This window comes from Bacillota bacterium, from assembly GCA_029961055.1.
Classification (GTDB): Bacteria; Bacillota; Sulfobacillia; order JAIMAT01; family JAIMAT01; genus JAIMAT01.
In genome coordinates this window covers 1-14,178 of sequence record JASBVM010000017.1, presented here as the reverse complement: position 1 = coordinate 14,178, position 14,178 = coordinate 1, and the positions used below count along the sequence as shown (strand labels likewise).

Below are 14,178 nucleotides of genomic sequence, written 5' to 3'. Positions count from 1 at the left end.
CCGCTCAGGAAGCGCGGCTTCTCGCCGGCACCTCGGCCGGCTCGTAGGCGAGCTCCTGCCCGTTCAACTCCACCTCGGTCTGAACCGAAGCGGTCTGGGCGAGCATGGCCAGCACGCCACAGTATTTCTCCTCCGAGAGGCGGACGGCGCGGACCACCCGGGCCGGCTCCAGCGGCCCCGTGAAACGGTAGCGCAGGCGCAGGTGCGTGAAGACCTTGGGGTCGCTCTCGGCCTGCTCGGCCGCGATCTCCACCGCGAAGCCCTCCAGGGGCTGGCGCATCTTGTCGAGGATGGAGACCACGTCGATCCCGGTGCAGCCGCCGAGACCGGCCAGCACCGCCTCCTTCGGCCGGACCGGAGCCGCGGACGCCTCGTCGGCCAGCTCGTCCAGCGTCCGCCCGCCTGCTCCCTGCACCTCGCCGGCGGCGCGGATCTCCACCCGGCCGCCGCTCCCCGCCCGCGCCAGGAAGCTGGTACCGCCCCGCCACTCCACCGTCGCCGTCAGTGCCGCCATGGTCGGGCTTCCACCCCTTCTTCGCGATGATCGCTCGGGTCGCTCATCCCCCGCGAGTGGCACCAGGATACCGCACTCAGGGCGCCGGGCGCACCGGCTCCGGCTCGCGCCCGCGGCCTGGAGCCGCCTCTTCCCGGGCGAGCCGGCTGTGTCGCCGGCCGTAGAGGAAGTAGAGGACGAGCCCCAGGAGAAGCCAGCTGGTGAAGACGATCCAGGTCAGGCGGGGCAGGTTGGTGGCCAGCCAGAGCGACGATGCGGCCGCCAGCCCGGGCAGCCACGGGACGGCGGGGACGCGGAAGGGCCGCTTCCATTCGGGGTGGCGCCGGCGGAGGACGATGACGCCCAGGGAGACCAGGAAGAAGGCGGCCAGCGTGCCGAGGCGGAGGACGATGACGCCCAGGGAGACCAGGAAGAAGGCGGCCAGCGTGCCGATGTTGGCCAGCTGGGCGACGTCGGAGACGGGGAGCAGTCCTCCCAGCGCGGCCACCGCCAGACCGGTGAGGATCGTCACCCGGTAGGGCGTCCGGTAGCGGGGGTGAACCTGGGCGAAGGACTCGGGCAGCAGGCCGTCCCGGGCCATGGCGAAGAAGATGCGGCTCTGCCCGAAGATGTCGACCAGAAGGACGCTGGTCAACCCGGCCAGCGCCCCGACCGAGACCGCCGCCGCGCCCCAGCGGACGCCCACATCGAGCAGCGCCGAGGCCACCGGCGAGGCGGTGTCCAGCCGGTCGTACGGCACCAGCAGCGTCAGGAGGGCCGAGACGGCCACGTAGAGCAGGGTGGAGACACCCAGCGAGGCGAGGATCCCCCTGGGCAGGTCACGGGCCGGATCCTTCACCTCCTCGGCCGCGGTCGAGACCGCGTCGAAGCCGATGTAGGCGAAGAAGATGATGGCCGCCCCGCGGAAGATGCCCGTGACGCCGTAGGGCAGGAACGGCTGCCAGTGCCGGATGCGCGCGTGGAAGAGCCCGGCTCCCAGGAAGACCCCGATCACCGCCAGCTTGACCAGCACCACCAGGTCGTTGACCCGCTCCCCCTGCTGGGTCCCGCGCACCAGGAGCCAGGTGATCGCCGCCGCCACCGCCATCGCCGGCAGGTTGAGGCCGTGGGGCTCCCCCGCTGGCCCGACCAGCGGCGAGGTCGCCCACCTGGGCAGTTCGAGGCCGGCCGAGGCCAGCAGGTCGCGGAGGTAGCTGGACCAGCCGATGGCCACCGCCGAGGCCGCCACCACGTATTCCAGGATGAGGTCCCAGCCGATCACCCAGGCGATGATCTCGCCCAGGGCCGTGTACGCGTAGGTATAGACGCTCCCGGCGATCGGCAGCATGGAGGCGAGTTCGGCGTAGGAGAGGGCCGCCAGCGCGGCCACGGTGCCCGAGACCAGGAAGGAGAGGACGATGCCGGGACCCGCGTAGCGGGCCGCGCCCACGCCCGTCAGGACGAAGATGCCCGTGCCGATGATGGCGCCGATGCCGAAGAGGGTCAGGTCCCCCGCGCCCAGGGTGCGGCGGAGGCGCGGCCCCTCGCGGGTCTCGCGCAGCGTGAAGTCGAGCGGCTTTCGCCGCAAGAGCGTGCGCAGGTTCATCGCCCTTTTACGGTCTCCCCCGGACGCCGGCCTATTCCCCGGCCCATCCCGGGCAGGCTCCCCGGTCCCGCGGGGGCGCTGGTGCAGGAGATGCGGGCGTGCGGCCGGAATGGAATGGCTCGAGCGGAGGTGCCTCGTTGAACCCGTCGTCGAAGCCGGAACGCCGGATCGAACTGAGCTGGCAGGACGTCGAACGCCTGGTGGTGGAGCTGAAGCCGAGGCTACTCGCGGCGGGCCCGTTCGACGCCATCCTCTGTGTGACGCGGGGCGGGCTGATCCCCGCAGGGCTCATCTCGGAGCTGCTCGACCTGCGCAACGTCATGGCGGCTTCGGTCGTCTTCTTCTGTGGCCCGTGGCAGACCGAGCGACGCCCGCTCTTCTGGCAGTTCCCGTCCACCGACGACCTCCGCGGCAAGCGGTTGCTGGTGGTGGACGACGTCTGGGCGGACGGGGAGCTGCCCATGGCGGTCAAGACCCGCGCCATCGCGGCCGGCGCCAAGCCCTACGTGGTGGTCCTCCACTATCGTCGCCGGCAGAGCCACTTCCCCAACGACGGCCCCGACTTCTTCGCCGCCGAGACCGACGACTGGCTGGTTTACCCCTGGGAGCGGCTCGCCGACTGACGAGCCGCGGCGCCGCCCGGGCGGTCGAGAAGGGAGGGAGCGATCTGGACACCCTGCTCAACGTGGCGCGCGCCGTCCACGGCCTGGAGCTGGCCGGCCTGGTGATGCTGCTGGGGCTGCTGCGCGTCGTCTGGTTGCTGGGAGGCGGCCGCTGGCGGGGCGAACGCTGGCTGGCGGCGGCCTTCCTCGGGTTGGCGGACCTGATGGCGCTCTTCTGGAGAGGGGGAGCGGGCCCTACCTCTACCTGCCCAAGCTGGAGAGCCACCTGGAGGCGCGGCTCTGGAACGACGTCTTCACCTGGGCGGAACGGCAGCTGGGCCTGCCCCACGGTGTGACCAAGGCGACCGTGCTGATCGAGACGCTGCCGGCGGCCTTCGAGATGGACGAGATCCTCTGGGAGCTGCGCGACCACTCGGCCGGTCTCAACTGCGGCCGCTGGGACTACATCTTCAGCACCATCAAGACGCTCCACGCGCACGAGGAGTGGATCCTTCCCGACCGCGCCCAGGTGACCATGACCGTCCCCTTCATGCGCGCCTACACGCAGCTGGCCATCCGCACCTGCCACCGCCGGAACGTCCACTGCATCGGCGGCATGGCCGCGCAGATCCCGGTCAGGGACGACCCGGAGGCGAATGAGCGCGCCTTCGCCCTGGTCCGCGAGGACAAGGAGCGGGAGGCCGGCGACGGGCACGACGGCACCTGGGTGGCGCACCCCGGCCTCGTCCCCGTGGCCAGGGAGGTCTTCGACCGCCGGATGCCCGGCCCCAACCAGATCGACCGGAAGCGGGAGGACGTGCGCGTGACGGCCGAGGAGCTGCTCCGGGTGCCGGAGGGGACCATCACCGAGGCGGGCGTCCGCAACAACCTGAGCGTCGCCGTCCAGTACATCGCGGCCTGGCTGGGCGGCCGGGGCGCCGTCCCCATCTTCCACCTGATGGAGGACGCCGCCACGGCCGAGATCGCCCGTACCCAGCTCTGGCAGTGGCTCCACCACCCGCGGGGCGTCCTCGACGACGGGCGGCGGGTGACGGCGGAGCTTCTGGAGAAGCTTCTCGACGAGGAGATGGCGAAGATCCGGGCGGAGGTGGGCGAGGAGCGCTCCGCCGGCGGAGACTACGAGGAAGCGCGGCAGATCCTGCGCCAGCTGACCTTCCAGGAGGAGCTCCCCGGCTTCTTCACCCTGGCGATGTACGAGCGCCTGCCCTGAACGCGCGCCGCCCGGAGGGACCCGGGAAGGAGGCGACGGGACGGTGTCCGGCGAGGCCGGTGCGGCCGGGAACGGCGGCACCGTCGATCTCTTCGTCAGTTGCATGGTCGACCTGTTCCGGCCCCAGGCGGCCGTCGCCGCGCTCCGGCTCCTGGAGCGGCGCGGCTTCCGCGTCCGCTTCCCGGAGCGGCAGACCTGCTGCGGGCAGTTCGCCTTCAACGCCGGCCACGACCGCGAGGCGGCCGAGCTGGGGCGCCGGCTGGTGGCGGCCTTCGAGGAGGCAGGCGATGCGGCTCCGGTGGTGGCGCTCTCCGGCTCCTGCGCCGCCATGGTCCGCGCGGAGCTGCCCGGGCTGCTCGAGCGGGAGGCCCGCGAGCGGGGCGAGAGCGGGGTCGAGGCCTCGTCCTGGGGCGAGCGAGCCCGGCGCCTGGCCGGCCGCGTGGTGGAGCTGAGCGAGTTCCTGGAGCGGGTGGGGGCCGAGGAGCGTGAGACCGGGGAGGACGGTCCGCCCCGCGCGCCGGCGGGGAGGGAGGCGCCCCTCCGCGTCGCCTACCACAACGGCTGTCACATGCGCCGGCTCCTGGGGGTGCGCGAGGCGCCGCTCCGCGCGCTCGAGCGGGCCGGGGTGGAGGCGGAGGAGCCGCCGGCCGCCGACCAGTGCTGCGGCTTCGGCGGCACCTTCTCCCTGGTGGAGCCTTCGCTGGCGGCGGTGATGGCCGACGCCAAGCTGGCCCAGGTGGCCGAGAAACGCCGGGAGGGCGCGGCGGCGCTGGTCAGCGCCGACCTGGGCTGCCTCCTCCACCTGGGCGGGCGCCTCCGGCGGCGGGGAGACCCGTGGCCGGTCGTCCACCTGGCGGAGCTGCTGGAGCTGGCCGAGGAAGGCCGCCTGGACCCCGCCGCCCTCGCCTCCGCCTCGGCGCTGCCGGCCGGGGCGCCGGCGCGGCACCCGGCACCGGCGGTTTCCGCAACGGGGGGCGAGGAGCCGTGAGCGGCAGCCTGCCCCTGGACCGGGCTCCCTGGACCGTCCGACGGAGCCGCGGCCTCCTGGACCCCGACCTGCGGCGGGCGGCCACCGGCGCCACGCGCCGCCTCCAGGGGAGCAAGGAGGCCGCTTACGCCGAGTACCCCCAAGGCGAGGAGAGGCGCCGCCGCGCCGTGGAGGCGAAGCGGCGCGCCATCCGCCAGCTGGACGCCCTGCTGGAGCGGCTGACCGGGCAGGTGGAGGCGCGCGGCGGCCACGTCTTCCGCGCCCGCGGGCCCGAGGAGGTGGCGGGCTACGTCCTGGAGGTGGCGCGGCGCCGGTCGGCGCGGCAGGTGGTCAAGTCGAAGTCCATGGCCACCGAGGAGGTGGAGCTGAACGCGCGCCTGGAGGCCGGCGGCCTCCGCGTGCGCGAGACCGACCTGGGCGAGTACATCATCCAGCTGGCCGGCGAGAGGCCCGCCCACATCCTGGCCCCGGCGGCGCACAAGAGCCGCGCCCAGGTCCGCCGGCTCTTCGAGCGGGAGGCGCGGGAGGCGGGCGAGGCCCCGCCCGCGGGCGAGAGCCCGGAGGAGCTGACCGCCTTCGCCCGGCGGCGCCTGCGGGAGGAGTTCCTCCGGGCGGAGATCGGGATCACCGGGGGCAACTTCCTGGTGGCGGAGACCGGCACGCTGGTGCTTTTCACCAACGAGGGGAACGGGCGGATGGTCACCTCGCTGCCACCCGTCCACATCGCGGTGGTGGGCGTCGAGAAGGTGGTGGCCACCTGGGAGGACTTGGCCGACCTCATCGAGCAGCCGCCGCTGAGCGGCGTCGGGCAGCGGCTCTCTTCCTACGTGAGCCTGCTGAGCGGGCCGCGCCATCCTGGCGAGCTGGACGGGCCGGAGGAGTTCCACCTGATCCTCCTGGACAACGGGCGGAGCGAGCTCCTGGGCACCGAGTTCGAGGACGTCCTGAGCTGCATCCGCTGCGGCGCCTGCCTCAACGCCTGCCCCGTCTTCCGGAACGTGGGCGGGGGCCATGCCTACGGGAGCATCTACAGCGGCCCCATCGGCGTGGTGCTGACGCCGCTCCTGGCCGGCCTCGAAAAGGCGCCCGAGCTGCCGAAGTCGCTCTGCAGCATGTGCCACGCCTGTGGAGAGGCCTGCCCGATGGAGATCGACCTGCCCGGCCACATCCTCCGCCTCCGCCGCCAGGAGGCGGAGCGCGGCCTGGAACCCCGCGGCTACGCCGCCATGCTGGCGCTCTGGTCGCGCCTCTGGTCGAGCCCCTCGGGCTTCGTCCTCTCGGCGCGGCTGGGGCGGCTGGGACAGCGGGCCTGGGAGCGGGACGGCCGCCTGACCGGCGGGCCGGGCCCGTTCTCGGCCTGGTTCGTCGGCCGCGACATGGCGCCGCTCGCCCGGGAGAGCTTTCACGAGTGGTGGCGGCGGAACCGGGGTGGTGCACGGTGACGGGCGAGGAGCGGGTCGAGGCCTTCCGGCGGCGCTGGGAGGCGCTGGGCGGCCGCGCGGTCCTGGCCGAGGAAGGTCGGGAGGGTGTCCGCGCCGCGGTCCGCCGGGCGGTGGAAAGCCTGCTCGCGGAGAGCGCCGCGGCCGGCGGCCCCGCGAGCCCCGGCCCAGCCCCCGTCTCCGCCGACGGCCCGGACGGCACCCCGCTGGCCGTCCTCTGGGACGATCCGGAACTCGCGGCCCTCGACTTGGCCGAGCTCCTGGAGCGTCTCGGCCTCCGGGCCGCCGTCTGGCGCGCCCAGGGGTCGGAGGAAGCTGCGGAGGCGGCCGCGCGCCTCCGCGGCCAGGCCGCCCGGGCGGTGCTGGGCGTCACCGGCGCCTCCTGGGCGGTGGCCGAGACCGGGACGGTGGCGCTCAGCTCGGACCGCGGCAGCGGCCGGCTGGTCAGCCTCCTCCCGCCGGCCCACCTGGCCGTGGTCCGCCGCTCGCGGGTGGTGGAGACGGTGGGGGAGGGTTTCCGGCTCCTGATGGAGGAGGCGGGCCGGCGCGGGGGACTGCCCTCGGCCGTCCACCTGATCAGCGGCCCCAGCATGAGCGCCGACATCGAGGGGGAGCTGACGGTCGGGGTCCACGGGCCGGGACGGGTGGTGGCGGTCATCGGGGAATGGTGAGGGCGGCTCTCCGCGTTACCATGGAAGACGGGAGGGATGGCTGTGGGACGACTCGACGGCCAGAGGATCGCGCTTCTGATCGGACCGGGCTTCGAGGATTCGGAGGCGCTCTACCCTTACTATCGCCTCCAGGAGGAGGGCGCCCGCGTCGAGGTGGTGGCGGTCGAGCGGCCCGGCGGCTCGGTGGTCGGAAAGCACGGCGTGCCGCTCACCGTCGACAGGGATGTGGCCGAGGCGAGGGCGGCGGAGTATGACGCGCTGGTCCTGCCGGGCGGCCGCGGGCCCGACGCCATCCGCACCAACCCCGACGTGCTCCGCTTCACCCGCGACTTCTTCGACGCCCGGAAGCCCGTGGCGGGCATCTGCCACGGTCCCCAGATCCTGATCAGCGCCGACCTGGTCCGGGGGGTCCGCCTGACCGGCTACAAGAGCATCGCCCAGGATCTGAAGAACGCCGGCGCGCTCTACGAGGACCGCGAGACGGTGGTGGACGAGCGGGTGCAGCTGTGCTGGACGCCCAGCACCAGCACCGAGACCGGCGGCAGATCCCCGGTCATCGCCTTGGCCACGCTGGTGGCGGGGCTGGGCGAACCGGTGGGACGCGAGCTCCACCAGCCCCAGGCGGCGCCTGCGACGACCAGGACGGCCAGGAAGATGAGAAGCGCCCTGCCCCGCCGGCGCAGGCGACGACGGCGGGGCCCGGTCCGGGCCTCCGCGCGGCCGGGCGCGGGTGCCGCCTGGGCCTGCTCTCCCGGTTCTCGCTCGTAGTAGTCGTTCACCAGCCAGCCTCCTTGTCCGCTGGTCGTCGTGGCGGGCGGGACTCGCCAGGCAACGCCTCTACTCTAACTCTTCCTTCGACGGGAACCGACCCCGGGGCTTCTGTTGCTTTCTGCCGCTCACATGGTGACTTCCGCCGCTCAACGAGGACGCGGAAGGAACCAGAGCAGAAAGAGGAGCAGGCCCAGCGCGGCCGCCATGGCCAGGAGGCCCGAGAAGCCGGCCCGAGCCAGCACCAGGCCCGCCAGCCCGGGTCCCAGGGCGAAGCCGGCGTCCTCCACGCTGGAGGCGAGCCCCAGGCCGGCGGGGCCCAGCTCCGCCGGCATGGTCGCGGTCAGCCAACCGTTCCAGGTGACCACCGCCGCGCCGTAGCCGGCGGTGATGGCGAAGGCGGCCGGCGTCCAGGCGGCGGGCGTGGGCGAGACGGCGGCGAGGAGGAAGCCCAGCGCCAGCAGCGCCGCGCTGGCGCGGAGGAAGAGGAGCGGTCGCGCGGAGGTGCTGATCCGGCCACCCCCGACGAAGCCCAGGAGGAGGCCGGAGCCCGCGGCCGCCGCCAGGGCCACCCGGGCGCCCGGCCGGAGGATGTGGAGAAGCCGCGGCAGGTAGGGGACGAAGGCCCCCGGTACCATGGCCAGCCCGGCCATCAGCACGAGAGGCCCAAGAAGGGGCCGGACCCAGGCCCAGGGGAGGCTGCCCAGCCCGGCGGCCACGCCCTCCTGGCGGGGACCCCCGCCGCCGGGCGGGTTCTCCGGCTCGTCACAGGCGGTGCGGGGAGCCCAGCGCAACGTCACCGGCAGAAGGAGCGCGGCGCTCAGGCCGAGGGCGAGGATGAGCGGCCGCGCCAGCGCATGGGGCAGGAGCAGGACGCTGACGTAGCCAATGCCCGAACCGGCCACCCAGGCGGTGAAGGTGGGCCCCTGGCCGAAGCCGGCCTGGCCCTGGTAGGCGTAGCCCGACTGGGCCAGCGCCAGGGGCCAGACGGGCGCGCCGCCGAGGCCCAGGAGCAGGGCACCGCCGCCCAGCATGGCCAGGTTCCGCCCGGTGGCGACGAGACCGCTTCCTGCAGCCAGAAGGAGGAGGGCGGCCAGGAGGATGCTGCGGTGGTGCCGTCGCATCCACCAGCCGGCCACGGGCTTGGCGGCGGTGTCGACGAGGTAGGCGACCGAGACGATGGTGCCCGCGGCGCCGACGCCGACCCAGTGGGCCGCCTGAAAGGGGAGAAAGGCCAGCAGGGCGGCGCTTCGCGCGGCCTCCACCCAGCCCAGCTGGAGCGCCGCCAGCGCGGCGTCGACCCACCCCGTGCGGCCTGTCAGTTCGCTGGAGCCCGGCTCCATTCCCGTCCTCCTTCGACTCGGTAGCGTACGTCATTTGGCGAACCGGCGGGTGGTGCGTAACCTGTGCGCGGAGGGACCGTGTTGCGACGCTGGTGGCCGGCTCTGGCGGTGCTGTTGGCCGCGCTCCTGTGCGTCTTCCTGCCGCCGGTCGGGGGCGGCGGGCGGCCGCGCAGGGCGACGGCGGCACCGCGCCCGCTGGAGGTGGGACGCCTGGGCCGCAGGATCCTGGTCCTGGCGCCGCATCCCGACGACGAGGTGGTGGGGGCCGGCGGGTTGATCCAGACCGCGCTCCGCGCGGGCGACCAGGTCTGGGTGGCCGTGGCCACCAGCGGCGAGAGCTCCACCCCCGCCGCCATACGGGCGCTTCACGTCCTCCGGCCCACGCCCCGGGACTTCGCCCTGTTGGGGCAGATCCGCAGGAACGAGAGCCGCGCGGGTACCCGCGTCCTGGGTCTTCCGCCTTCGCACCTGATCTTCCTGGGCTACGCCGACGGAAGCCTGACGCCCCTCTGGGTGGACAGCTGGAACTGCCGCCAGCCGCGGGTCAGCGGCGGCACCCACGTCGCCTACAGCCTCCTCGACCGGGGCTTTGACCCCCACGTCGCCTACTGTGCGCCGCATCTGCTGGACGACCTGGAGCGGCTGCTCCGCCAGGTCCGGCCGGACGCCGTCATCCTGCCCGATCCGGCCGACCACCACCCCGACCACGCGGGCCTGGCCGACTTCACGTGGGCCGCCGTGCTGGCCTACGACCGGAGCCGCCCCGCGGCCGCACCGGAGCCGAGCCTCTACGGGTACCTGGTCCACTACCCGGACTGGCCGCAGCGGTGGGGATACGACCCTGCCGGCCAGGAAGCCTTCCCCAGCACGTGGACCGGCGGGCCGGTCCGCCTCGTCCGCCTGCCGCTGGCGAAGCCGGTCACGGACGGCAAGGAGCGGGCCCTGCTCCGCTACCGGAGCCAGCTGGCCGTCTCACCGGAGTTCCTGGAGTCTTTCGTCCGGCGGGACGAGCTCTTCACCCGGCGGCCCCTGGTCCTCCGCCTCGGCCCGCGCTGGACGGAGCTGGGGCAGGTGCGTCCGCTCTCTTCCACCTTCCGGGTGCTGCGGAGGGGGCGCGGCATTCCCCGCATCGTCCGGCTCAGCCGCTACGCGGGGTTCGCCGCCACGCTCTGGGCGCGGTCGTCCGGCCCCGGACGCCTCGAGTTCCGCCTCAGCGGCCGGGACGTGCCGATGGAGCGGCTCACGCTCCGCTTCTACGCCTGGCAGGTCCGCCCCGGAGGCCCGGACCGCCGGCTGGAGTTCTTCTGGCAGCAGGGGCGCGGCCGCTGGTTCCTCGAGCCGGGGCGGGGCGCGGACGGGATCCGGCCGGCCTGGAGCCGGGCCCCCGGCGGGTTGACGTGGTCCTGCCCGTCGGGCGACGCGCCCTGGCAGGTGGCGGCCAGCCTGGTGGAGGGGGGGCGCCTGGTGGGCTGGACGCCATGGCTGGCCGTCTCCGGCCCAAAGACGGAATGAGACCGCCGGCGGAGGGATCCGGCCCGGACCCGACGGCCTCCAGGCGCGCTGGGGTCCCAGACCCGAGGCGCCGCGAGGCGGCGCGGACCGGGATGCAACTTCATACCGTCTCCCGGTATGGAGCGATCGATGCCCCCTCCCCGCGACCGGCCAGGGCCCGGACGGTTCGCAGCTTCCCCTCGAGGTCCCCTTCCTGAGTATTCTGTGGCCTTGAATCAAGTGCGAAAGATTATGCAGAATCGCGGCGACCAGCCCGGCGCCGGCACCTGCATCGCTTGTGCCGCCGGCTCGGGCGGCCAGCGGATGGCGCTTTCTTTGCGCACGTTATATTCCATTCGTAGAGGGTTGATTCGCGAGGAAGGAGTGAGGCTCGATGGACAGGTCGGCGATTCCCCTCGGCGTCCCGGGCGGCGAAGAGGTGGAGGCCGCACCGGACCACAGGCGCCCGGCGCGACCGGAGAGGGCCCGCGAGAGGCGGGTCCCCCTGCACGTCACCTCGGAGATCGGCCGGCTCAAGGCGGTCGTCCTTCACCGGCCGGGTGCGGAGATCGAGAACCTGACGCCGGAACTGATGCCGCGCCTCCTCTTCGACGACATCCCCTACCTGCCGCCGATGCAGGAGGAACACGACTATTTCGCCACCGTGCTGCGCAACCGCGGTGTGGAGGTGCTCTACATCGAAAAGCTGGCCGCGGAGGCGCTGGCCGACCCGCGGGTGCGCGAGGCCTTCGTCGACAGGCTGCTGGAGGAGAGCCAGGAGAACGTCTACGACTCCTTCGACCGCCTGCGCGAGTACCTGCTCGGGCTCCCGCCCGACGAGATGGTGCAGCGCGTCATCGCCGGCGTCCGCAAGGAAGAGATCAAGAAGGAGAAGGTCCACCTGCACGAGCGGATGGCCGACGCCTACCCCTTCTACCTCGACCCCATGCCCAACCTGCTCTTCACCCGGGACCCGGCGGCGGTGATCGGCGAGGGCGCCTCCGTCCACCCCATGCGCTACGAAGCCCGCCGCCGCGAGTCGCTGCTCATCGACGCGATCCTCCGCCACCACCCCGAGTTCCGGGACGCCCGCGTGCCGCTCTGGTTCGAGCGCTCGGAGCGCTTCCCGCTGGAGGGCGGCGACGTCCACGTGCTCTCGGCGGAGACCGTGGTGGTGGGCATCGGCGAGCGGACGGCGCCCCAGGCCGTGGAACGGCTGGCCGGGCGGCTCTTCACGGGAGGCTCCGGCGTCCGGCGCGTGGTGGCGGTGGAGATCCCCAAGGCCAGGGCCTCCATGCACCTGGACACGGTCTTCACCATGATCGACCGCGACAAGTTCGCCGTCCACCCGCAGGTGGTCGGCGACGGCCATCACCTGCGCCACTTCCTGCTCATCCCCGGCGAGCGGCCGGGACAGATCGCCATCGAAGAGCGGACGGACTTCGCGGGCACGCTTGCGGAGGCCCTGGGGATCGAGCGGCCGATGCTGATCCCCTGCGGAGGAGGTGACGTGATCATCTCGGCTCGCGAGCAGTGGAACGACGGCTCCAACATGCTCAGCCTGGCACCGGGAGTGGTGGTCGCGTACGACCGGAACCACGTCTCCAACGAGCTGCTGCGCCAGCAGGGCGTCGAGGTGCTGGAGATCCCCAGCGCCGAGCTCTCGCGAGGGCGCGGCGGCCCGCGCTGCATGAGCATGCCCCTGGTGCGAGAGGAGGTCCCGCAACCATGAGCGCAACCTCGGCGCCCAGCGTCCCGCCGGGCAAAGCGGAGGCGAGAGGGGCGGGCGGACGGATGAAGGAGACCGTCGGCCTGGCGCCCCTGGTCTTCCTGGTCATCGGCGCCATGATCGGCGGCGGCGCCTTCAGCCTGCCCGGCGACCTGGCGGCCCGCGGGGCCCATGCCGGCGGGGTCCTGCTGGGCTGGCTGATCACGGGCGTCGGCATCGTCATGCTGGCCCTGGTCTTCCAGAACCTCTCGCTGCGGAAGCCCGACCTGAACGCCGGCATCTACAGCTACGCCCGGGCCGGCTTCGGCGAGTTCGTCGGCTTCTCCAGCGCCTGGGGATACTGGATCTCGGCCTGGCTGGGCAACGTGGCCTACCTGACGCTGCTCTTCGCTGCGGCAGGCTACTTCGTCCCCGCCTTCGGCCAGGGGAACACCCCCTGGGCGGTGCTGGGCGCCTCGGTCATCCTCTGGGCGATCACGGCCCTGGTGGCGCGGGGCGTCCGGGAGAGCACGCTGGTCAACATGGTGACCACCATCGCCAAGATCGTCCCCATCGTGGTGTTCATCATCGCCGCCATGCTCGCCTTCCACCCCGGCGTCTTCCGGGCGGCCTTCTGGGGTCCCGGCGGCTTCCACTGGGGGAGCGTGATCGAGCAGGCGCGGAGCACCATGATGGTCACCCTCTGGGTCTTCATCGGCGTGGAGGGCGCCGTCGTCCTCTCCGCCCGCGCGCGGGAGCGGCGGGACATCGGCCGGGCGACGGTGACAGGCCTGCTGGGCACGCTGGTCATCTACGTCCTCATCTCGGTGGCCGCCATGGGCGTGATGGGACAGGCCCAGCTGGCCGGGCTCAAGTCGCCGTCCATGGCCTACGTGATGGAGTCGGTCGTCGGCCCCTGGGGCGCCGCGCTGATCAACGCGGGCCTGATCGTCTCGCTTCTCGGCGCGACGCTGGGCTGGACGCTGCTGGCGGTGGAGATCCCCTTCGTGGCCGCCCGCGAGGGCATCTTCCCGGCCGGCTTCGGGCGGGAGAACGAGCGCGAGGCGCCCATCCACTCGCTCTGGATCACGCAGGGGCTGATCCAGCTCTTCCTGATCGTGGTCCTCTTCAGCTCCTCCACCTACCAGGCGCTCTACACCATGGCGACCGCGGCCATCCTGCTGCCCTACCTCTTCTCCGCGCTCTACCAGGTGAAGCTGGCCTGGACGGGCGAGGCGTACGGAGCGCATGAGCCGCGCACGGGCGACCTGGTCGTCGGGCTGGTGGCCACCGCCTACGCGATCTGGCTGATCTACGGCGCCGGCCTGGACTACCTGCTGCTGACCGGTATCCTCTATGCCGTCGGCATCCTCCCCTACGCGCTGGTGCGGCACGGACAGGGGAAGCCGCTCTTCCAGCGGTACGAGGGGGCGATCGCCGCGCTCTTCGTGGTGATGGCGGTGGTGGCCGTCTATTACGTGGCCCATGGCTGGATCCAGCTGACCTGAGCGCCGGGGGCCGGCCGTCCGCGGGGGAGGGTGCAGGCGACCGGCCCGATCCGTCTCGTCCGCGCTCCGCGCGGCGGGACCCGGAGCCGGAGGGGAACCACGGGCAACCAAGGGACGGGTTGGAGGGGGATGGCATGGCTTACAGCCTGAAGGGACGCTCGCTCCTGTCGCTCGAGGACTGGAGCCGCGACGAGATCGCCTTCCTTCTGGAGATCGCCCGGCAGGTCAAGGCCGAGCGACGGGCAGGGACGGTCCGGCGGCGGTTCGCCGGCAAGTCGCTGGCGCTGATCTTCGAGAAGCGGTCGACGCGGACGCGCTCCGCCTTCGAGA

12 protein-coding genes and 1 pseudogene are annotated in these 14,178 nt (G+C 73.0%); 10 read left to right on the top strand and 3 right to left on the bottom strand.

The features are described 5' to 3' along the window. Nucleotides 1-4: 4 nt before the first annotated feature. Entirely contained in the window at nt 5-514 is a 510-nt protein-coding gene (locus QJR14_05745; protein ID MDI3317102.1) for an OsmC family protein, read from the bottom strand. A 76-nt stretch (nt 515-590) separates the two neighbouring features. After that, nucleotides 591-2,099 (bottom strand): amino acid permease, encoded by a 1,509-nt coding sequence (locus QJR14_05740; GenBank protein MDI3317101.1) that lies wholly within the window; start codon nt 2,097-2,099, stop codon nt 591-593. Between the two features lie 137 nt (nt 2,100-2,236). On the opposite strand from QJR14_05740, the gene QJR14_05735 reads away from it, so the two are divergent. The 6 genes and pseudogenes from QJR14_05735 to QJR14_05710 all read left to right on the top strand — a co-directional run bounded on the left by QJR14_05735 (nt 2,237) and on the right by QJR14_05710 (nt 7,798). Further along, nucleotides 2,237-2,722 carry a phosphoribosyltransferase family protein gene (locus tag QJR14_05735; GenBank protein MDI3317100.1) on the top strand — a complete coding sequence of 162 codons (486 nt, stop codon included), beginning with the start codon at nt 2,237-2,239 and terminating at the stop codon, nt 2,720-2,722. A 211-nt stretch (nt 2,723-2,933) separates the two neighbouring features. After that, nucleotides 2,934-3,932: pseudogene (locus tag QJR14_05730) on the top strand (malate synthase A). A gap of 43 nt (nt 3,933-3,975) precedes the next feature. After that, nucleotides 3,976-4,920, top strand: a complete 945-nt coding sequence (locus tag QJR14_05725; protein MDI3317099.1) for a (Fe-S)-binding protein — start codon at nt 3,976-3,978, stop codon at nt 4,918-4,920. After that, a complete protein-coding gene (locus tag QJR14_05720; GenBank protein ID MDI3317098.1) occupies nt 4,917-6,362 on the top strand; it encodes a LutB/LldF family L-lactate oxidation iron-sulfur protein in 1,446 nt (481 codons plus the stop codon). Before QJR14_05725 ends, QJR14_05720 begins: the two co-directional genes overlap by 4 nt. Beyond that, the gene (locus QJR14_05715) at nt 6,332-7,030 is read left to right on the top strand and encodes a lactate utilization protein (protein MDI3317097.1); all 699 of its coding nucleotides are present in this window, start codon (nt 6,332-6,334) and stop codon (nt 7,028-7,030) included. The genes QJR14_05720 and QJR14_05715 overlap by 31 nt, the downstream gene beginning before the upstream one ends. 36 nt (nt 7,031-7,066) lie before the next feature. Next, nucleotides 7,067-7,798 (top strand): type 1 glutamine amidotransferase domain-containing protein, encoded by a 732-nt coding sequence (locus QJR14_05710; protein ID MDI3317096.1) that lies wholly within the window; start codon nt 7,067-7,069, stop codon nt 7,796-7,798. Between the two features lie 149 nt (nt 7,799-7,947). Here QJR14_05710 and QJR14_05705 read toward each other — a convergent pair whose 3' ends face one another. After that, nucleotides 7,948-9,141 carry an MFS transporter gene (locus QJR14_05705; protein ID MDI3317095.1) on the bottom strand — a complete coding sequence of 398 codons (1,194 nt, stop codon included), beginning with the start codon at nt 9,139-9,141 and terminating at the stop codon, nt 7,948-7,950. Nucleotides 9,142-9,222: 81 nt separating this feature from the next. Between QJR14_05705 and QJR14_05700 the strand changes: the two genes are divergently transcribed. The 4 genes from QJR14_05700 to QJR14_05685 all read left to right on the top strand — a co-directional run. After that, the gene (locus QJR14_05700) at nt 9,223-10,653 is read left to right on the top strand and encodes a PIG-L family deacetylase (protein MDI3317094.1); all 1,431 of its coding nucleotides are present in this window, start codon (nt 9,223-9,225) and stop codon (nt 10,651-10,653) included. A gap of 373 nt (nt 10,654-11,026) precedes the next feature. Continuing rightward, complete coding sequence (gene arcA, locus QJR14_05695; protein ID MDI3317093.1) at nt 11,027-12,364, top strand: arginine deiminase; 1,338 nt, start codon at nt 11,027-11,029, stop codon at nt 12,362-12,364. 62 nt (nt 12,365-12,426) lie between these two features. Next, on the top strand, nt 12,427-13,848 hold the full coding sequence (gene arcD, locus QJR14_05690) for an arginine-ornithine antiporter (GenBank protein ID MDI3317092.1): 1,422 nt from the start codon (nt 12,427-12,429) through the stop codon (nt 13,846-13,848). Nucleotides 13,849-13,982: 134 nt separating this feature from the next. Beyond that, a partial coding sequence (locus QJR14_05685) for an ornithine carbamoyltransferase (protein ID MDI3317091.1) occupies nt 13,983-14,178 on the top strand: 196 nt, incomplete at its 3' end.